15 protein-coding genes are annotated in these 19,816 nt (G+C 59.7%); 2 read left to right on the top strand and 13 right to left on the bottom strand.

The features are described from left to right. Positions 1–248 precede the first annotated feature (248 nt). On the top strand, positions 249–1,217 hold the full coding sequence (yjiA, locus tag IB266_RS28300) for a GTPase (RefSeq protein ID WP_072411862.1): 969 nt from the start codon (positions 249–251) through the stop codon (positions 1,215–1,217). Here the strand turns inward: yjiA and IB266_RS28295 are convergent. From IB266_RS28295 to IB266_RS28270, 6 genes are all read right to left on the bottom strand, one after another. Next, the gene (locus IB266_RS28295; RefSeq protein WP_192263835.1) at positions 1,209–1,922 is read right to left on the bottom strand and encodes a GntR family transcriptional regulator; all 714 of its coding nucleotides are present in this window, start codon (positions 1,920–1,922) and stop codon (positions 1,209–1,211) included. The two genes, yjiA and IB266_RS28295, sit on opposite strands and share 9 nt — an antisense overlap. Positions 1,923–1,944: 22 nt before the next feature. Then, entirely contained in the window at positions 1,945–2,649 is a 705-nt protein-coding gene (locus tag IB266_RS28290; protein WP_060740540.1) for a FadR/GntR family transcriptional regulator, read from the bottom strand. A 59-nt stretch (positions 2,650–2,708) separates the two neighbouring features. Beyond that, the gene (locus IB266_RS28285; RefSeq protein ID WP_192263832.1) at positions 2,709–4,022 is read right to left on the bottom strand and encodes a C4-dicarboxylate transporter DctA; all 1,314 of its coding nucleotides are present in this window, start codon (positions 4,020–4,022) and stop codon (positions 2,709–2,711) included. Between the two features lie 324 nt (positions 4,023–4,346). Further along, complete coding sequence (locus tag IB266_RS28280) at positions 4,347–4,892, bottom strand: hypothetical protein (RefSeq protein WP_060740542.1); 546 nt, start codon at positions 4,890–4,892, stop codon at positions 4,347–4,349. Positions 4,893–5,099: 207 nt separating this feature from the next. Beyond that, complete coding sequence (gene glyA, locus IB266_RS28275) at positions 5,100–6,353, bottom strand: serine hydroxymethyltransferase (RefSeq protein ID WP_060740543.1); 1,254 nt, start codon at positions 6,351–6,353, stop codon at positions 5,100–5,102. A 221-nt stretch (positions 6,354–6,574) separates the two neighbouring features. Next, positions 6,575–10,423, bottom strand: coding sequence for a bifunctional diguanylate cyclase/phosphodiesterase (locus tag IB266_RS28270; RefSeq protein WP_192263827.1), 3,849 nt, complete (start codon positions 10,421–10,423; stop codon positions 6,575–6,577). Positions 10,424–10,694: 271 nt separating this feature from the next. On the opposite strand from IB266_RS28270, the gene ettA reads away from it, so the two are divergent. Then, a complete protein-coding gene (gene ettA, locus IB266_RS28265; protein WP_192263824.1) occupies positions 10,695–12,359 on the top strand; it encodes an energy-dependent translational throttle protein EttA in 1,665 nt (554 codons plus the stop codon). A gap of 110 nt (positions 12,360–12,469) precedes the next feature. On the opposite strand, the gene lanM is transcribed toward ettA, so the two are convergent. From lanM to IB266_RS28230, 7 genes are all read right to left on the bottom strand, one after another. Beyond that, the gene (lanM, locus tag IB266_RS28260) at positions 12,470–15,538 is read right to left on the bottom strand and encodes a type 2 lanthipeptide synthetase LanM (RefSeq protein WP_192263821.1); all 3,069 of its coding nucleotides are present in this window, start codon (positions 15,536–15,538) and stop codon (positions 12,470–12,472) included. A gap of 84 nt (positions 15,539–15,622) precedes the next feature. Then, positions 15,623–15,781 carry a hypothetical protein gene (locus IB266_RS28255; RefSeq protein WP_170842353.1) on the bottom strand — a complete coding sequence of 53 codons (159 nt, stop codon included), beginning with the start codon at positions 15,779–15,781 and terminating at the stop codon, positions 15,623–15,625. Between the two features lie 153 nt (positions 15,782–15,934). Beyond that, positions 15,935–16,078, bottom strand: coding sequence for a hypothetical protein (locus IB266_RS28250; protein WP_192263819.1), 144 nt, complete (start codon positions 16,076–16,078; stop codon positions 15,935–15,937). 190 nt (positions 16,079–16,268) lie between these two features. Continuing rightward, positions 16,269–16,760, bottom strand: coding sequence for a GreA/GreB family elongation factor (locus IB266_RS28245; RefSeq protein ID WP_192263815.1), 492 nt, complete (start codon positions 16,758–16,760; stop codon positions 16,269–16,271). A 70-nt stretch (positions 16,761–16,830) separates the two neighbouring features. Next, a complete protein-coding gene (locus IB266_RS28240; protein ID WP_192263812.1) occupies positions 16,831–17,187 on the bottom strand; it encodes a hypothetical protein in 357 nt (118 codons plus the stop codon). Between the two features lie 116 nt (positions 17,188–17,303). Continuing rightward, entirely contained in the window at positions 17,304–19,157 is a 1,854-nt protein-coding gene (locus tag IB266_RS28235) for a DUF4105 domain-containing protein (protein ID WP_192263809.1), read from the bottom strand. A gap of 89 nt (positions 19,158–19,246) precedes the next feature. Beyond that, positions 19,247–19,735, bottom strand: coding sequence for a DUF3015 domain-containing protein (locus IB266_RS28230; RefSeq protein ID WP_057451579.1), 489 nt, complete (start codon positions 19,733–19,735; stop codon positions 19,247–19,249). Positions 19,736–19,816: the final 81 nt, after the last annotated feature.

The following is a 19,816-nucleotide window of genomic DNA, read 5'->3' as shown; positions in this document are numbered from 1 at the left end:
TGCTCGCGAAGGCGTCGGGTCAGTCGCCATTGATGTGGCTGACACACCGCTTTCGCGAGCAAGCCCGCTCCCACAGTTGTTTTTGGGGTGGTCTCAGGATTTGCTTACGCCACAGATCCCCTTGTGGGAGCGAGCTTGCTCGCGATGGCGGAGTGTCAGTTAATGATAATGTCGACTGACCCGACGCCTTCGCGAGCAGGCTCGTCCCCACAAAATCGCTTTCCTTTCAGGCATCAAGGAGATTCAGTTTGTCCTCTCCCATCCCGGTCACCATCCTCAGCGGCTTCCTCGGCGCCGGCAAGACCACGCTGTTGCGCCATCTGCTCAAGGCCGAGCACGGCCTGAAAATCGCCGTGATCGAGAACGAATTCAGCGATGCCGGTATCGACACCCAACTGTTGGGCGACGAGCCGGTGCAAGTCATGACCCTGGCCAACGGCTGCGTGTGCTGCACCATTCATACCGACCTGACCAAAGCCCTGTACCTGTTGCTCGAGCGGCTGGACAGCGGCGAGATTGCCTTCGACCGCCTGGTGATCGAGTGCACCGGCCTGGCCGACCCGGCCCCGGTGGCACAGACTTTCTTCATCGACGAGGACCTGCGCGAGCGCTACATCCTCGACGGGATCCTGACCCTGGTGGACGCGGCTCACGCCGACATCCACCTGACCCAGGCCATCGCCCAGGCCCAGGTCGGGTTTGCCGACCGCCTGCTCCTGAGCAAGACCGACCTGGTGGACGCCGCCCAGGTCCAGGCCCTTGGCGAGCGCCTGACGCGCATCAACCGACGGGCACCGATCAGGGTGGTTGAACACGGCCAGATCGACCTGGCCGAGTTGCTCGACATTCGCGGCTTCAATCTCAATGCGGACCTGGGCGCAGGGTTCAGCCTGCGCCCGGTGGGTAAGGCAACCCCGGGCGATCGCATCAGCAGCCTGGTGCTGCGCACCGACAAGGCCCTGGATATCGACAAACTCAGCGAGTTCATGAACCAGTTGCTGGAAGAGCACGGCAAGCAATTGCTGCGCTACAAAGGCGTGCTGAACATCGCCGGCGAACCCCGCCGGCTGGTGTTCCAAGGCGTGCTCAAGCTGTACGGTTTCGATTGGGACACTGAATGGGCCCCCGGCGAAGCCCGGGAAAGCGTGATCGTGTTCATCGCCGACGAACTGCCCGAAGAGAAGATCCGCGCTGGCTTCGAAGCCGCGCTACTTTGACGATCCCGCGCCGGCGACCAGCAGCAGTTTTTGCTCCAGATGGTCCAGGTGCTCGTCCATCAGCCGCACCGCTTCATTGACGTTGCGGCCTTCCACCGCGTCGACGATCGCCAGGTGTTCCTGCCAGGCGCAATGCCTGCGGGACTTGACCTCGTGGCGTGCCAGGGCCAACGAGGTCAAGGGCACCAGGCTACCGAGGAATTGCATCAACGGCGCGTTGCCGGCCATGGCGGCCAGGTGCAGGTGAAACTCGCCGGACAGGCGTATCGCCGGGCCACGCTCGCCGCGGTCCAGGCACTGGCGCTCGTGCTCCACCAGATCGCGCAGGTGTTGCACGTCCTTGGCCAGCGGTGCCTTGCAGGCCAGGCGCACCAGGGTCTGCTCGGCCAGGCGGCGAGCATGGAGGATCTGCCGCGTCTGCTCCAGGTCCGGCGCGGCGACTTGTGGCCGGTGGTTGGGCCGCAATATCACCACTTGCTGATGGGACAGGCGCGCCAGGACACGGCGAATGATGCTGCGGCTGACACCGAACACGTCCCCCAGGCTTTCCTCGGTGAAACGGCTGGCCGGGGCAATGCGTTGCTCGAGGATGGCGTCGAAGATCCGCGGGTAGATATCGTCCACCGACGGTTTGCCGATCTGGCCGGGCAGGGGCAGGGTGGCGAGTACATTGCGGTTGTGTCGATGGGAAACGAGAGTGTTCATGGCGGTCTCCGCAGGCCCAGGTTCAAGTGCCGAGGTTGTCGTCCGGAATATTCAATTCGATGCCCATGCGCTGGCCTTCCCGGAGAATATGCCGACGCATTTCGGCGCTGGCCTGGGCGCTGTTCTTGCCACGAATGGCGCGGACCACGGCTTCGTTCTCTTCCAGGCGTTCGGCCAGGTGCTCGGGCGAGTTGCGCAACACATCGGCGCTTTGCTTGAGGGCGTTGCTGGTCTGCTGGACCACGTTCTGGAAGATCGGGTTGGACGTCAGGGCAAACAGTTCTTCATGGAAAGCGATGTAGGCGTTGGCGCAGGCGTCGCTGTCGTTGGCTTCCAGGGCTTCGCGCATGTCCATGAGGGTCAGGCGCAACTGGCCGACATCCTTGCTGCTGATGGACTGGGCCACCAGGCCGACGATGAAGGGTTCCAGGGTGTAGCGCAGTTGCAGCAGGTCTTCCAGGCTCGCGCCGGCCATGGCACTGCCTTCGCTGACGGCATCGCCGGGATTGGCCTCCAGCACCACGACGCCTTTGCCGGGCATCGAGCGCACCAGGCCCAGGGTTTCCAGGACAATCACCGCTTCACGCAGGCTTGGCCGGCTGATGCCCAGTTGCTCGGCCAACTCGCGCTGGCCGGGCAGCATGTCGCCCGAGCGCCACTGGCCTCGGGCGAGGGCGGCGCGGAGTTTCTCCACCACGGAATTGACGACGGTCGATGAGCTGATCACATGTGACTCCTTGGAAATCAATCAGGCGATACCGGCCCTCGGGCCTGCATCGCCGTCTTTCAGAATTGCTGGTGATGGGCACTGCCCACCGGTTTTCTGGGTTGGAAGGTATAGCCTTGTTGGCCGGAGAGCACCTTGCGCGCCCGGGGGACGTCGATGTCTTTTTCCCAGCGGGCAATCGCCACGGTCGCCACACAGTTGCCGATCAGATTGGTCAGGGCCCGGCCAATGCCCATGAACCAGTCCACGGCCAACACCAGGACCAGGCCGACCACCGGGATCGCCGGGATCGCGGTCAGCGTCGCCGCCAGGATCACCAGTGCCGAGCCGGGAATTCCGTGGGCGCCCTTGGACGTGATCAGGGATACCAGCAGAATGGTCAACAGATCGCTCAGGGCCAAGGGCGTACCGGTGGCGTTGGCAATAAAGACAATCGCCAGGGTCAGGTAGATGGAAAACCCGTCCAGGTTGAATGAGTAACCGGTTGGAATCACCAGGCCCACGGTGGAACTGCCGATCCCCAGGTGTTCGAGCTTGCGCATGATCTGGGGCAGCACGGCATCGGACGAAGCGGTGCCGAGTACGATCAGCAGCTCTTCGCGCAGGTACTTGAGAAACGGCAGCATCGGCAGGCCCGACGCACGCATCACCAGACCAAGGATCAGCGTGACGAAGGCGATGCAGGTCAGGTAGAACAGGCCGACGAGGCTGCCCAGGTGTTGCAGCGAGTCCAGGCCATATTTGCTGGTGGTGAAGGCAATGGCCCCGAACACACCGATAGGGGCCAGGCGCACGATCATGCCCATGATGCGGAAGATCACATGGCTGAGTTCGTTGATCAGCCGCGAGATGCCGGAAGCCGCATCGCCCACCAGGTTCAGCGCGCTGCCGAACAGCACTGAAAACAGCAGGACTTGCAGAATGTTGTTTTCAGCGAAGGCACCGATCACCGAGGTTGGGATCAGGTTCATCAGGAACTGGGGGGTGGTGACCATGTGCTGGCCGCGTTGGGCGATGTCGTTCACATCCGCGCTGGAGAGCTGCTCCAGGTGGATGTTCGCGCCGCTGCCAATGCCTGTGCTGAAAGCGAGGACCAGGCCGATGACCAGGGCGATGGTGGTGAGGACTTCGAAGTAGATGACCGACTTGAGGCCGATACGCCCGACCTTCTTGAGATCACCGGCGCCGGAGATGCCGCTGACCACCACGCAGAAAACGATCAGGCCGATGAGCATCTTGATCAGCTTGATGAAGCCGTCGCCGAGGGGTTTGAGCTGTGCGGAGTATTCGGGAAGGGTAAGCCCGCAGACGATGCCGAGCACCAGTCCGAGGACAACTTGTAGAAAGATCGACCGCGAGCACCATTTGAGCATGGGAGGGATTCCTGGTTCGGTGTCCTTGTTCGCCAGGGTGGCTGGCGTCGGGACTTCATTATTGTGGTCTTACCGGTTTGTCCAGTGCAGGCGCAGTCTAGGCGCTGTTTTCGCGGGTATGCAAGTCCGATAATGAGGATTTGGCTTTACCGGTCTTACCAGTTGCGGTGAAAGCCCTGAGCTTGAGCCTTTTCTCGGCCGGAAAAAAATATCGCCAGATGCCTAAGCGAGTCCGCTAAGGAGAGAGCCCAGGACTGTGGCGAGGGAGCACGCTCCCTCGCCACAGGGGGATAGATGGGGTGTTCCTGCCTTGCATTAAATGTTCTACGGGTATTTTTCTCCGAGGATGCTCAGAATGAACGTCACCTTTGACTGTTCTTCCGTCTCGGCAAGATAGAGATAAGGCGAGCCCCGTAGCCTCAATCCCCCCACATGTTTTCTATTGGCTGTCATGAGCGAAATACGGCTGTGACCGGGTTTGATGGTTTTCGGCGTGAGGACATTCTGTTGGAAGTCGATAAGAGTAAAAAGTGTCGGCTTTTTAGTATTGGGATCCTGTGCGCCAAGTACTTCAAACCAACTTTTACTGAGCAGTTTGTTGTAGTGCTCGCCGGCGTTTTTCATGGTCAGCAGATAGCCACCCGCCGTATGCCGGAAATGCAGTCGCAAGGGCTCGCCACGCGTCCTCGGATCTTCGGCGCGCATGCCAAGCAGGTGTGAGTGGTCCTGGGTTTGGGGTTTGCCGGTATAAAACCCACCGCTGAAAGAACTGACGGTCGCCATCGCGGGTTTGCCATGCAGCCTTTCCAGTAGGTTGACGTGAGCGCTAAACATATCAAGTGTTGCATGAAAGGAATGTTCACTGTCCATGTGAATATTGACTCCTGTAAGGGTTAATCAAGTTTGGGGTGGGGCGAGCTGGATCTTATTGAGTTATTAGTCGCTTGTGGGATTGCCTGTATTGCAGGACGTTAAATGTTGGCTGGCGTTAGTTGTCTGGTCATATGTTTTGCATGCCAATAAAAAAGGCCCGCATCTTTCGATGCGGGCCTTCTTGGCTACGTGTGGGCGAGCTGATTAAGCGCCGTATACCGGCAGCTTCTTGCAGATAGCCTTGACCTTCTCACGCACGGCGTCGATGACCGCTTCGTTGTTCAGGTCCGCCAGGATGTCGCAGATCCAGCCGGCCAGTTCCTTGCACTCGGCTTCCTTGAAGCCGCGAGTGGTCACGGCCGGGGTGCCGAAGCGCAGGCCCGAAGTGACGAACGGGGAGCGTGGGTCGTTGGGTACCGAGTTCTTGTTCACGGTGATGAACGCCTTGCCCAGCGCCGCGTCAGCGTCTTTGCCGGAGATGTCCTGCTTGATCAGCGAGAGCAGGAACAGGTGGTTTTCAGTACCGCCGGACACCACGTCGAAGCCGCGTTCGATGAACACGCCGGCCATGGCCTTGGCGTTTTTCACCACTTGTTGCTGGTAAGCCTTGAACTCAGGTTGCAGCGCTTCCTTGAAGCAGATCGCCTTGGCTGCGATCACGTGCTCCAGCGGGCCACCCTGGGCGCCCGGGAAGACGGCGGAGTTCAGCTTCTTCTCGATGTCGGCATTGGCGCGCGCCAGGATCAGGCCGCCACGTGGACCGCGCAGGGTCTTGTGGGTGGTGGTGGTGACCACGTCGGCGAACGGCACCGGGTTCGGGTACACGCCTGCGGCGACCAGGCCGGCCACGTGGGCCATGTCGACGAACAGGTAGGCACCGACCTTGTCGGCGATTGCGCGGAAACGCGGGAAGTCGAGGATCTGCGAGTAGGCGGAGAAACCGGCCACGATCATTTTCGGCTTGTGCTCGAGGGCCAGGCGCTCGACTTCGTCGTAGTCGATCAGGCCATTGCCGTCGATGCCGTACTGGATGGCGTTGTACAGCTTGCCGGAGGAGGAAACGCTGGCGCCGTGGGTCAGGTGACCGCCGTGGGCCAGGCTCATGCCCAGGATGGTGTCACCGGCCGACAGCAGCGCCAGGTACACGGCGGCGTTGGCTTGGGAACCTGCGTGCGGCTGGACGTTGGCGTAATCGGCGCCGAACAGTTCCTTGGCGCGGTCGATAGCCAGTTGCTCGACCACGTCGACGTACTCGCAACCACCGTAGTAGCGCTTGCCCGGGTAACCTTCGGCGTACTTGTTGGTCAGTACCGAGCCTTGAGCTTCCATCACCGCGGGGCTGGTGTAGTTTTCCGAAGCGATCAGCTCAATGTGCTCTTCCTGGCGCTGAGCTTCTTGCTCCATGGCGGCAAAGAGATCGGCGTCGTACTTGGCAATAGTCAAATCACGGCTGAACATGGCGGTCCTCAAGGATCGGGGCAGAAAAGGGGGGCATTCTACCTCAACCGGTTTTGGAAGGCATATGAAAGGGCGTCATGTCGCGGACGAATGGGATTCACGCAAGAGGGGCGTTGCCTGTACTGGCCTCATCGCGGGCAAGCCTTGCTCCCACAGAAACCCACATTCCCCTGTGGGAGCAAGGCTTGCCCGCGAGAGGCCGGCCCAGATAGTACAAGGCCTCAATCGAGCATGAACAACGCATCATTGCTGAACTGCGCTTCGAACCGATTGGCCGGCATCGGCCGGCCGAACAGGTAGCCCTGGACTTCGTCGCAGCCGTGCTCGCGCAGGAAATCCAACTGCTCGTGGGTCTCGACGCCCTCGGCGATCACCGCCAGGTTGAGGCTGTGGGCCATGGCGATGATTGCCCGGGCGATCTGCGCATCCTGTTCGCCGGACGGCAGGCCGTCGACGAAGGTGCGGTCGATCTTCAGTACGTCGATGGGGAATTGCTTGAGGTAGTTGAGCGATGAATAACCGGTGCCGAAGTCATCGACGGCGATACTCAGGCCCAGGTTTTTCAGCCCGGCGAGGATCTGCATCGCCTCGCTGACTTCGCGCATCAGGATACTTTCCGTCAGTTCCAGCTCCAGGCAGGCCGGTGGCAGGCCGGTGCTGCGCAGGATATTGGCGATGCGCGTGCCCAACTGGCCGTCGGAGAACTGCCGGGCCGAAATGTTGACCGAGACCTTCGGCACCCGGACCTTGGCCTGGTGCCAGGTCCTGAGTTGCCGGCAGGCTTCGGTGATGACCCAGTCGCCGACGTCCACCACCAGCCCGAGCTCTTCGAGTACCGGGATGAAATCCCCCGGCGGCACCAACCCACGTCGCGGATGGCGCCAGCGCAGCAGGGCCTCGGCGCCGGTCAATCGTTTGCCATCGCCGCTGAACTGCGGCTGGTAATACAGCACGAACTCGTTCTGCTCCAAGGCGTGGCGCAGGTCGCTTTCCAGTTCCAGGCGCTCCAGGGCGCTGGCGTTCATGTCGGCCTGGTAGAACTGGAAGTTGTTCTTGCCACGCTCCTTGGCGTGATACATGGCTGTGTCGGCGTTCTTCATCAACTGGCTCAGTTCGTTGCCGTCCTGGGGGCTCAGGGCGATACCGATACTGGCGGTGACGAAAAACTCGCGGCCTTCGAGCACGAATGGCCGGACCAGGCTGGCGAGGATCTGCTCGGCCACAGTGATGGCCCGGTTCAGCGCCATTTCACGGCTGGCGCGTGGTTGCAGCAGCAGGGTGAACTCGTCGCCGCCCATGCGCGCCACGGTGTCGTCGTCGGCGACGCAGCCGAGCAGGCGCGTGGCCATCTCCTTGAGCATCCGGTCGCCGGCGGCGTGGCCCAGGGAGTCGTTGATCGGCTTGAAGCGGTCGAGGTCGAGGAACATGAGCACGACCCAGGTCTTCTGCCGCTCGGCCGATTGCAGCGCAGTGTGCAGGCGATCCTGGAACAGCGTGCGGTTGGGCAGGTGGGTCAGGGCGTCGTAATAGGCCAGGCGATGGATGCGCTGCTCGCTGGCCTTGCGTTCGCTGATGTCGCTGAAGAAGCACACATAGCTGGCCAAGTCGCCTTCGTCGTCCAGCACGGCGGTAATGCCGACCCAGGCCGGGTAGTGTTCGCCATTGCGGCGCTTGAGCCAGACTTCGCCTTCCCAGGTGCTGTGCTGTTGCAACTGCTTGAGCACGTAGCGCAAGTGGGCTTCCTGTTGCTCGTCCACGGTCAGCATGTTGGGCAACTGGTCCAGCACTTGCGACACGGCATAACCGCTGACGCGACTGAAGGCTTCGTTGGCCTGGACAATGTAGCCGGCCGGGTCGGTGATCAGGATCGCCGAGGTCGAGTGCTCGAAGACCGTGGCGGCCATGCGCAGGTCTTTTTCGGCGCGACGCTGCTGGCTAATGTCGCGGCCAACGCCGAGTACGCCTTCGAACGCGCCGTGTTCATCCCACACCAACACCAGTCGCAGCTCGATGGGGATCTTGCGTCCATCGGCGCGCAGGCAGTCGAACAGGAACAGCTGGGTCTGCATCTGGTTGCGCAGCTCGGCCAGTTGATCGGGCTTGTCGAGGGCCTTGCTGACGCGGTCCATCAGGCTGTAGATGCCAGTCAGTTGTTGCGGATTGGCGATGATCGATTGCCAGCCGTTCTGGAAAATCCAGTCGGCGGTGTAGCCCAGCACCGCTTGCACCGACGGGCTGACATAGTTGAGCGAAAGCTTGTTGTCGGTGGAGAAAATCACGTCGCTGATGCTTTCGGCGAGCATCCGGTAGCGTTGCTCGCTGTCGCGCAGCGATTCGCTGGCCGCGATCTGCTCTGTGACGTCCTTGGCCACGCCGATGATCCGAGTCACCTGGTTATGCCGGTCCCGGGCCAATGCCTGTTCGCGAATGTCGAAACAGCGCCATTTGCCATTGCGATGGCGAAAGCGCAATTGGCATTGCAACAGTTGCGTGTACCCGCCCCGCCGTTGTTCCTGGCGCAGGTTGTGGTAGTGATCGGCGTCGTCGCTGTGCAGCAGGATTTCCCAGAAGTACTCGCCCATCTGGTGCAGTTCGGTGCGATCGTAGCCCAGGGTCTGGCCCAGGTGATGGTTGCTGAAGATCATCCGCTGGCTGATGACATCCTGCACGTAGAGATGATCCGGAACGGTGCGCACCACATCGGACCAGAAACCTTCGCGTTCGAGCAGCGATAGCTCGATCAGCTTGCGGCTGGTGATATCGCTGATGCTCAGGATGACCGCGCTATAGTCGGGCTGTTTTTCCGGCAGGCGCAGCACCAGCCACAGGTGCTGGTCGCGGCCATGGGCGTCCTGGAGCTTGATCTCCAGTTCCAGTTGCTTGTGTTGGTCGAGCAGCGCTTCGAGCAGTTTCGAGCCGATGGGGTTGTTGTCTGGCGTGCCCTTGCCGACCAGCAACTGCCACGCCTGAGCACAGGAGTCGACGTTGAGCAGTTTCAACGCCATCTGGTTGACTTCGGTGACGTGAACTTCCTGGCGCAATTGCTCGAGTTGGTGAGCGGTTCGTAGCCAGGCGCGCAGTTGATCGCCATTGTGCAGGCCGACCCGCTCAAAAAAGGCCTTGAGCCCCGACAGGTCCAGCACGCACAGGGCCACGCCGGTGCCTTCGAAAATATCCTGGTAACGCCGCCGACCTTCGTGCAACTGTCGCTGGCGCCGGCGCATGTTCAAGAGCGCGATCACCGGCAACAACGAAAACGCCAGGCCCAGCAGGCACTTGCCGATGAAGGCCGGCAGCAGTTGCTCGATCACCTGGCGACGGTCGAACAGCCCCCGCAGTTGCCAGTCGCTGCTGCTCAGTGGCACGGTCAGTACCGTATTTTCCAGGTCATCCGGCGACAGGTGGGTAGGGGTGCTCGAGGGCAGGCTCTCGTCGCGGCTGACGATCTGCTGGTTGAGGCGGTTTTCCACCAGCCACAGCGGGCGCAGCCCCACATCGGCCTGTTTGGTCAAGGTAGCGAAAAAGTTCGGGGTCAGGCGCAGGGCCCAGTAGCCACGGCTGCTGCCGCTGGCCTGGTGCAACAACAGATGCACCACGGAGCCGTCTTCGGCATTGCTGAAATAATGGGCCTGGGCCCGGCTGCGTCGCACCAGTTCACCCAGGTAGTCGGCGTCATGGCTGTCGGCGTCGCTGTCACTGAGCACCCGGCCGGAAGGGCTCAGCAGTGCCAGGCTGCGCAATTCGGGTAACGATTGCTGGAGTTTACGAACCAGGGCCTGCTGTTCGTCGGCACTTTGTGGCTGTTCGACGATCGGTAGCAGGTTGAGGGCGATTTGCGCGTTCAGGGCCATGTTCAGGCTGACTTGCGCGGCAAGATCGGCGGTGTAGTCGATGGTGTACTGGCGCTGTTGCTGTTGGGTTTCACGCAGTTGGTCGAGCAGTTGCCAGAACAGCAAGCCGAGCAACAGCAGCACCAGGGTGGCCAGCGCGCCCTTCAGTGTCCCGCGCAGGGGCGAGCCGGGCACGACAGCGGGTGCGCGAGGGGACAGGGGCGGAGTGACGTTGGACAAGCTGTAATCCTGCGGTTTGCTGGACTGGCGCGACGTGCACTATAAGCCGGACGCCCAAAGGGCGGCTAGCATGCCTTGACTTGTGGCAAAGTGCCAGCCCCTGGCGGCTGGACCTTGACCGACGGTTGAGGTAGCTTTGCCGGTCAAACAAGAGCGTTCCAGCTCCAGATTCCCAGGCTCTATCCGCCCGCAGGCATTGATGACCGTCAAGTGCCGGCGCCGCGCATGGCCTGGCTCGTTCTTTTCACCTGTCACTGACGCTAGGTTCACCATGGCTCAATACGTCTTCACCATGCATCGGCTGAGCAAAGTTGTTCCGCCGAAGCGGGAAATCCTGAAAAACATTTCATTGTCGTTCTTCCCCGGGGCCAAGATCGGCGTACTGGGTCTCAACGGCTCGGGTAAGTCCACGCTGCTGAAAATCATGGCCGGCGTCGATAACGAATTCGACGGTGAAGCCCGTCCGATGCCGGACCTGAACATCGGCTACCTGCCCCAGGAACCGCAGCTGGACCCGAGCAAGACCGTGCGTGAAGTGGTCGAGGAAGCGGTCAGCGTGATCAAGGACGCCCAGGCGCGCCTCGACGAGGTCTATGCCGCCTACGCCGACCCGGATGCCGACTTCGACAAGCTGGCCGCCGAACAGGCCAAGCTCGAAGCGATCCTGCAGGCCAGCGACGGCCACAACCTGGATCGCCAACTGGAAGTTGCCGCCGATGCACTGCGCCTGCCGGCCTGGGACGCGAAGGTCGAACACCTCTCCGGTGGTGAAAAGCGCCGCGTGGCCTTGTGCCGCCTGCTGCTGTCGGCCCCGGACATGCTGCTGCTCGACGAACCGACCAACCACTTGGACGCCGATTCCGTCGCCTGGCTCGAACACTTCCTGCATGACTTCCCAGGCACCGTGGTTGCGATCACGCACGACCGTTACTTCCTGGACAACGTCGCCGGCTGGATCCTGGAACTCGACCGCGGCGCAGGCATTCCGTACGAGGGCAACTATTCGGGCTGGCTGGAAGCCAAGTCCGACCGTCTGGCCCAGGAATCCAAGCAGCAGTCGGCCCATGAAAAAGCCATGAAGGAAGAACTGGAGTGGGTGCGCAAAGGCGCCAAGGCCCGCCAGTCCAAATCCAAGGCACGTCTGCAACGCTTCGAGGAAATGCAGTCCCAGGAATTCCAGAAGCGCAGCGAAACCAACGAGATCTACATCCCGGCCGGTCCGCGCCTGGGCGACAAGGTCATCGAGTTCAAGAACGTCACCAAGGGTTATGGCGATCGCGTGCTGATCGACAACCTGTCGTTCTCCATGCCAAAAGGCGCCATCGTCGGTGTGATCGGTGGTAACGGCGCGGGTAAATCCACGCTGTTCCGCATGTTGATGGGCAAGGAAACGCCGGATTCGGGCAGCATCGAAATCGGTGAAACCGTGCAACTGGCTTGCGTCGACCAGAGCCGCGAGGACCTGGACGGCAGCAAGACCGTGTTCCAGCAGATCTCCGACGGTTCCGACCAGATCCGCATCGGCAGCTATGAAATCCCGTCGCGCACTTACGTCGGTCGCTTCAACTTCAAGGGTGGCGACCAGCAGAAGTTCGTCAAGGATCTGTCCGGCGGTGAGCGCGGTCGCTTGCACCTGGCGTTGACCTTGAAAGAGGGCGGCAACGTCCTGCTGCTCGACGAACCGTCCAACGACCTCGACGTCGAAACCCTGCGTTCCCTGGAAGAAGCCTTGCTGGACTTCCCGGGCGCCGCCATTGTGATCTCCCACGATCGGTGGTTCCTCGACCGCGTGGCGACCCACATCCTGGCGTACGAAGACGACTCCCAAGCGGTATTCTTCGAAGGCAACTACACCGAGTACGAAGCCGATCGCAAGAAACGCCTCGGCGAGGCGGCCGCCCAGCCGCATCGTGTACGGCACAAGAAACTGGCCTGATAGGGATCGGAAATGTGGGAGCGAGCTTGCTCGCGATGGCGGCGGGGCAGCGACATTGACGTTGACTGATCCACCGCTATCGCGAGCGAGCTCGCTCCCACAGTTTTAGCCTACGTCTGCAGCGCGAAATCGAGCGAGAGTACGTTGGGGATCGTTGGATCGATCTCATACAGCAAGGCATAACCTGCCCCGGTAATGCCAGTCAGCAGGCTGACGTCGGGAACCCGATCGCTGTCGAGAAAGGGGCCTTCGAAAAACTGCCGGGCGACCTCGCCAAGCGCCTGTTTGACCCTGCTGATGCCCTCGGGATTATCGGCGTGACGATACCAGTCATACAGGCAGATCAGATTGCCGAAATCGCCATGGCACAGGTTATAGCCATCGCCCAAGCCGTGCTGCCAGAGATTGTTCTCGCAGCGCTGGATGTCGTCGAGCACCGTCTGCCGGGTGGTTTCGTCCAAGGCCTCGCCCATCGACTTCAAGAGTTGTCGCCTGGCGATGAGGATGCCGCCGTCTCCGTGACACCACTTGGTTGCATGGTCGACAGGGCCCAGGTCTCTCAGGTCCAGCCAGAAACCCTCCCGACTCAAGCGATTTTCACCCTCCAGTATCTGGATGGCCAAGGGCACCAACGCCACATCGCCGGTCACATCATAGGCTTTGCACAAGGCCTGGATGACGCCGGAGAGACCATGGGACAGGCCCGTTAAAATGACGGAGCGATCATCGCGTCGCAGAAGTTGGCCTTCTTCGATCAGTATCTGGTCCTTTATGTAACCCACCATGCGCCGAATGGCCGGCAGCACATCCGCTTGCGCGGATAACCCATGGATATTGGCCAACAGCGTCACCGCGCCGCAACAGCCGCCCAGGAAGTCGAAATCGTAGTCTTCAGGGGGTACATCAATCAGTTGGGTCAGCAGGCTGGCAATTTTCTCATCGTGTTTCGGATCGCCGGTGATTTGGCGACGATTGATGAGCAGATAGAGATAAGAGCCCAGGCCATGATAGGCACTGACGGTCAGGTCGGCTTTGAAAAAGCCAAAATGCTGCTCCAGTGAGGCCAGTACCTGATCCATGAGCGACAGCAAGTGTGGTTTGCCGCTTACCTTGAACAGGCTCAGATAAAACAACCCAATCCCGGCGATACCGGAGTACAGCCCGTGATCCATGGGTGAAGGGTATTTTCCATGAGTCGTTGGGTGCGTATGAAAAGCCAACCAACTGACGTCCGTTGCCGTTCCCGTGATCGCAAGCGCTTCGAGGCGGGAACTGATGCCGAGTATTGTGTCGAGTCGATCCGCTTGGGGCGCTTTTTTTAGGGGGGTACGTGATGACGGCTGTCCATTTGACTCTGGATACAAACACATTTCGAGCAGTGTGAGTTGTAATGCCCTGTCGGCTGCGGACAGATTGGCTATTTTCTGTAAGCAGCTTTTTATCGGGGGTTGTACTTTCGTCATGTCTATTGTTTCACCTTGTGCGCTCATCAAAGCGTTGGAGTTGAGCGGCATGGTGAAACACGGAATGCTGGATCTTTGCAGGTCGGCTATTTCATAACGCGGGATGCCCTTTGCTCGATAGGGCTCTTTCAAGTCTTTCCACAGGGTTGCAAGCAGAAGCTCCCGGTCCAACATGTTTTTCATGAAGCGAGGATGGCGGCTCAGTCCGATAAAGTCCGCATAACGTTGAGAGTTTTTGAGCAAAACACGGGTTGATAATTCGCCTGCGGATTGCTCAAGCATCTGCATGATCGTGTGCCGATGCGTCATCAACTCGCCATAAGCATATTCAAAGCCGTGGACAAGTTCGGCTTTATGAGTTTCATGCCCCTTGCGTTCACCTTGCAAAAGCGGCAAATGCTTTTGCTGCAGAAGGTGTTCGAACTCGACTTTACGTAAATGGTAAAAGCCATCTTCGAAAACCAGGGAGTGGCGGGTGGAAATGAACAGCGCTTGCCGAGTCAGCCCGCTCTGGTCGTTATTGGACTTTTGTGAAAAGGGTACGAAGCCGCTGGAGCACACCGACTGCTGGATCAATTTGAAGGTGTTGGACAGTGCGCTATCGAGAGGCAGTTCGAGTAGCAGGTCGCTGGTGGACGCAGTGAACAAGCACTCAAGATCGATCATGACAGGGCTGCTGCCACACGCAATGATGTTCTCGTAATGGAAGTCGATGCCGTTGAGTGCATGAATGACAGCGATCTGTGCGCCCATCTTTTTATAGAACAGCGCCACGTCCGCTGCGCTGTCACAAGGCGTGTTGTCGATTTTTTCTACCCAGCTATGCCGTTCGCGGCTGAGAATCCTTGGCGCGCGGATAGAAAAACAATCCGCGCCTGTCCACTCACGTAATTGTCCCAGCAGGCGATTGAAAAAAACTGCTTCACGGCTTGCCCGTGGTTTGTAGACCAAGGAGGTTGTGCGGAATTTAACCTGGCAGACCGTTTCACCGCGACCGTGAGGGTCACCCAGACCGAACTCGATAGCGTCGATTTTTCGGGATGGAATTGAGAATGCCATCTCCAGCGCGTCAACATCGCCAGCGAAGTCCAGTATGACCGCATAAAGATAGTTGAGGGTGTCTTCCAGTAAATCAAAAAGCAGTGTTGCCAGCACAGGATAGGAATCGAAAAATTCAAACAGCGGCAACGTGCGCAACTGTTCGCTGAACCCGTCCAGGTCAATCTCGTCGCCGTCCGCAATTCGCGTATTCAGATAGTGGACCAGGCTTTGTTCCGATGTGCGTCCGACACGGGCCAAGACATAGTGCTCAAGGCTTGCCAGCAGGGCGGCTTCATCAATGTGCAGTGACGCTTTGGCGTAGCGCCCATCCGCCTTGAACGTATCGATGAAATAAAGAAAAAAGCGGTAGCCAAACCAATAAAAATTGTCTTTGCCGCTCGCGGTCTTTTTCCTGCCGACGTGAAGGCTGTCAAGGCGAGCAAGCTTTTCCTTCAAGGCCCTCAAGACGGTTTCGCCGTCGTCAGGCTGGCGCTGTGGGTTACCGGGTGCCTTGGCATACGACGCCAGTTGTTCCCGGTTCAACCCGAAATGATCCAGCAAGGCCTGATCATCAGCATGCAGGCGGGTCAGGTTGTTTAAAAAAAGGGCGATGTCGCCGTCGGAAGTGAATCTGTACTGACCTCGCTGATTCAACTTCAAAGCGTTAACAAGCATGCCGTCGATCCTGAAATGGATAGAGCAGGCGTTGCCTGCTCTATGGTTATGGGTGTTGCCTGTTTGGACGATCAGTGGAAGGGCTTAGCAGCCGAGTGTCGAGCATTCGAGATTGGTGCACGTGCCAAAGGTGTTGCATTCCATTGTCGTTGCCAGTATCGAGCCCATGTTTTTGGTCGGCGCTTGATAAGCGTCGAAGTCGCTATAGAAGTCACCGGACATGTTCAGGATCTGTTCGCTCATGGTGTTTTCCTCATCAGTTATCAAACATCAAGTACAGTCAGTTGGGTGCGAGCAAGCGCATCCGAACGGTAGGATGTTGATGATGTTGTTTTATAGGTGGGGTTAGGGAGTATCAAAGACCTGTTGTGCAGGCCTGTTTTGATGGAAAAGGATTTAGCATAAAAGAGCGCTGCAGTTTATGGTGCCGCATTCGACAATAGTCAGTGCTGCTGACTCGGAGCCGAGATCAGTGATCTGTTGGTAGAACTTGAAGTCGCTGTCGAAGTCACCTGACATTGCCAGTATCTGCTCGCTCATTAGTGCATCTCCTTTCTGTTTTTACAGTGCGCCGATTACGGCGCGGGAAAAACAGTAGCATGGTCCTTATTTGACGCAAACTTGTTGTTATGACCTCATGTTGCAGTTACATATGGCTACAGGCAAGTAACAGATTGTTGTCGGGTCTTGATGTTAGGGGTTTTAATCATGATTAAAGAAACCGGCAACATCATGGGAGGTCTATCGTCACGACCTCGATGGCGAGATCTCCCAGCGGTCGCTTCCATGTCACTTCATCCCCAACCTTCGCCCCCAGCAACGCCCGACCCAGCGGCGAACCCCAGTTGATCAAGCCACTGGCCGCATCGGCCTGGTCTTCACCGACTAACTGCACCCGTTGCTCATGATCCTGTTCATCGACAAAGGTCACCCAATGCCCGATCCGCACTTGATCGGACGACATCGGTGCAACGACCTGGGCGCTTTGCAGGCGCTGCTTGAAATAGCGCAGATCCCGTTCAAGGTCGGCGATCCGTTGTTTGTCCGCCAGCTCTCCTCGGGTCGCCTGCTGGCTGTGCAGGGCCTGCAACTCGGCGAACCGCGCCTGGAGCAGGGCAAGCCCGGTGGGCGTGACGTAATTGGGTTGCCCACTGACCTGACGTTCGACCGGCTGGTCGGCCTGGGCAGCGGCGTTGTCTTCGTTGACGAAAGCGCGGCTCATGGTGTTCTCCTCTATTGGAGTTTGGTCCATGGTCGCAGGCTTTTGGTTTCGACGAATGTCCATGCGCGACTCACGGCGAGCGATAAGCCCGGGCGGCGTCCCGGTCCTTTTCTTGTTGCCAGGCACGTTCGTGGTCATCCCAATGACGATCGCGGTAGGCATTGCGCTCCTCGCTTTCGCGCATCGCCTGGCACTGCCGGAAACCATCGCTCCAGCCTTCGGCGTAGCGCGGATCCTTGAGGTACCGTGGCACGTCTTTCCTGAACTGGCCGGTAATCACCCCCGCCGCTTGCCGACCACTGCTGCAACCGTCGTCGTAGCCGTCGGCGAACGCCGGTGGATAACCCCGGGCGATCAGGTCTTCATGAGTGGTTTCACAGCCACTGAGCAACATCAACATACCCAGTACCACTGCCGCGCGCCTCATTTGAGCCTTCCTGCCGTATCCACTTATACGAGAAGTTTAGAAGCGAATTCGTCAGGCCGATGTGAAAGCCCTGTGATTAATCCGTTCGTCTCTGTGCGCGTGCAGAGCGGTCCCGGTCAATAGTGATACCACTTCACCTCGAGCATCACCTCGTTCTCCGGCGAAGCCAGGTGGCTGAACTCCCGCTGGGCACTCAAGCGCAGGCCGAGGTTGCGGGACAGTTCCCACTGCTGGTTGAGGCTCAGGCTACGACGCACTTCGCCGTTGACGAAATAGTCGCCCTTGGCTTCCAGGCTCAAGTTGCCCAGCGGGTTTTTCCACAGCACGCCACTGTTGAAGCCGGCGGCCGGGGCGATGAGCTGGGCGAAATCGTTGTTGTGCTCGACCCGCACCGTGCCCAGGGCAAAGCCCAACACATCTTCGCCCAGCGCCCAGGTGCCACCGGCCCCGCCGTTGACGTGGCTGACCAAGGTTTCATCGTCGTGTTTGCCCGGCACCCGCTCCAGGCCGCCGGTCACCTGCCAGGACAGCGGTTGCAGCAGCTCGTTGCGTGGGGTCAAGGAGCGAATGGTCGCCAGATCCAGTTGCTGCACCTGCCAGTCATTGCCTTCGTACTGGCGCAGTTTCAATTGCAGGATTTCGATCTGTGCCCCCAGCGGGAAACTTTCGGCATTGTCGTTGAGGTCGTGATAGGCCATGCGCAAGCCGTATTCACCGAACGCCCGGTCGCCCCGCGTGCCGAGGCCGGCCTGCCAGGTGCGGGATTCATGGCCATCCTCGGGCAGGCCCGGTTGCGGGATGTCGAGTTCCGGTGCGGGGTTCTGGTTGATCGCCCGCAACAGCTCGAAGCTGCGCTGGGCCCGTTGCGGATCGCGTTCCTGGCCGTTGGCGCGATAGCGTTCCAGGCGATACGCCGCGTCGATGATCAGTGCCTGGCGTTCGCGGGGCAGCGCCTTGAATGCCGGTGCTTGCAGTTGCTGCTGATCGGCGCTGACGTTCAGCACCCACTGTTGTTCGTCATCGCTGAGCGGTTCGGCGCGGCTGAGCAGTTCCCGTTCGCGGGACGGCCGATACTGGATGCTTTCCACCAGGCCGGCTTCTTTCACCGCCTTGACGGTGTCGGTGGGAATCGCCGTCAGCGGGAATTGTTCGGTCAGGCGCAGGCTGGGACGGGCCACTTGCAGTAATTCGAGCAGGCGATAGGAACAGTTTTCGTCGAAAAAGAAATAGTCGAACTGGATCTGCTTGAGTTCCCAGACGTGCTCGACCATGCGCTCGGTTTCCGCCTGGCTCAGGTTGAGGCGGTATTCCCATAGGTCGCGGTTCTCCAGGCTACGGTACTCGGAGAGTTTTTCCTGGTACGGCACCAGGGCGAACAGGCCGGGATAGCCCCCCATCAGGCCCTTCCAGGCATAGAGGATGCTGTTGTCCGAGCCTTCGATGTAGGCGCCAAAGTTGATCGCGTAGCTGAGCAGGGCGGTCTTGTCGCTTTGCACATCGGCCTGGTCGATGCGCAACAGGGTGTGGCCGAACATCGAGGACGGACTGTTGAGGTACGCGGCGGGGAAAATCATCACCGCACTGTGGGGCGACACGTCCTTGAACCACTGGGTGAAGTCGCTGCAGTTGACCGCCGGCAGGTCTGTCAGGCTGAGCTGCGCCTTCAGCCAGCGGGTGCGCGCCGGGTACACGCACTGGGCATGTTGCTGGCCGGCGCTGGCCGGGCCATACAGGGCTTGCAGCGTGGCGGTCAGTTCACGGTCAGGGTGTTCGTTGCCATCGGGGGCGAGGAAGAATTTTTTGTCGCTGATATAGCTGCGCCAGCCACCCAATTTGGCGGTTTCGTAGTGGCCCAGGGAGATCCAGAAGAGGTCATTAGCCAGTTGCTGCAAACGTTGAGGGTCGATATGAGGCGCGGCGGACAGCGGGGCGCACACACAGAGCGCCAGCCAGGCAAGGCGTTTGAGCATAGTTGGCTACTTGGAAAGTCGAAAAAATAAAGACCGATGGGGCCCCAAAAAGAAAACCCGCTCCCCGAGAGGAGCGAGTGCTGCCGAGCTTAAGCTTGAGTGGCGTACTTGGCCAGGCGAGGGTCGCTTTTCAGTACGGCCAGGGTGTTGGTATGCACATCTTCTGCGGTCACGTCAGCCTTGCTGAAGATCTGCTGGAAGTGCTCGTGGGTAACGGCGGAGAAGTGTGCGCGATCTTCCGGCGCCACGCCCAGTACCACGGCATAGGTGGTCAGCGCTTCGCCCTGACCCTTGGCCATGTCTTCGGACAGCTCGTTCATCATGCCATTCATGGCCAGCCAGGACTTGCCACCGTAGGTCAGTGCCGCGTTGGTCGAGCAGCCGTTGGTGCCGGAGGTCATGCCGAAGGTGGCGTTACCGGAAGTGCCGTTGGTGGTGGATGCCAGGAAGTGTGCCGGAGTGCCACGCTGACCTTCGAACAGCATGTTGCCCCAGCCGCAATCCGGGCCGCCCGGCGCCTGAGCCATGGCGTTGAGGGATACAGCGGTGAAGAGAGTACCGAGAAGAATCCGTTTCATAGCTATGTTCTCTTTATGTGCATACCAATGGACAGGGTCTGGCCCCTACAGCTGCCAGTGGGCCGGTTATTGTTCCAGCCG

Source organism: Pseudomonas sp. Pdm06 (assembly GCF_014851795.1).
Lineage (GTDB): Bacteria > Pseudomonadota > Gammaproteobacteria > Pseudomonadales > Pseudomonadaceae > Aquipseudomonas > Aquipseudomonas fluorescens_AA.
Note: the sequence above shows the minus strand (reverse complement) of the source record. Positions and strands in the feature narration are given on the sequence as shown.

Excerpts from the sequence above, each read along its gene's own strand:
- IB266_RS28245 (WP_192263815.1), bottom strand. The coding sequence starts at position 16,760 with ATGAGCCGCGCTTTCGTCAACGAAGACAACGCCGCTGCCCAGGCCGAC.
- IB266_RS28250 (WP_192263819.1), bottom strand. The coding sequence starts at position 16,078 with ATGAGCGAGCAGATACTGGCAATGTCAGGTGACTTCGACAGCGACTTC.
- IB266_RS28255 (WP_170842353.1), bottom strand. The coding sequence starts at position 15,781 with ATGAGCGAACAGATCCTGAACATGTCCGGTGACTTCTATAGCGACTTC.
- IB266_RS28230 (WP_057451579.1), bottom strand. The coding sequence starts at position 19,735 with ATGAAACGGATTCTTCTCGGTACTCTCTTCACCGCTGTATCCCTCAAC.
- ettA (WP_192263824.1), top strand. The coding sequence starts at position 10,695 with ATGGCTCAATACGTCTTCACCATGCATCGGCTGAGCAAAGTTGTTCCG.
- IB266_RS28235 (WP_192263809.1), bottom strand. The coding sequence starts at position 19,157 with ATGCTCAAACGCCTTGCCTGGCTGGCGCTCTGTGTGTGCGCCCCGCTG.
- glyA (WP_060740543.1), bottom strand. The coding sequence starts at position 6,353 with ATGTTCAGCCGTGATTTGACTATTGCCAAGTACGACGCCGATCTCTTT.
- IB266_RS28285 (WP_192263832.1), bottom strand. The coding sequence starts at position 4,022 with ATGCTCAAATGGTGCTCGCGGTCGATCTTTCTACAAGTTGTCCTCGGA.
- IB266_RS28280 (WP_060740542.1), bottom strand. The coding sequence starts at position 4,892 with ATGGACAGTGAACATTCCTTTCATGCAACACTTGATATGTTTAGCGCT.
- IB266_RS28240 (WP_192263812.1), bottom strand. The coding sequence starts at position 17,187 with ATGAGGCGCGCGGCAGTGGTACTGGGTATGTTGATGTTGCTCAGTGGC.
- lanM (WP_192263821.1), bottom strand. The coding sequence starts at position 15,538 with ATGCTTGTTAACGCTTTGAAGTTGAATCAGCGAGGTCAGTACAGATTC.
- IB266_RS28295 (WP_192263835.1), bottom strand. The coding sequence starts at position 1,922 with ATGAACACTCTCGTTTCCCATCGACACAACCGCAATGTACTCGCCACC.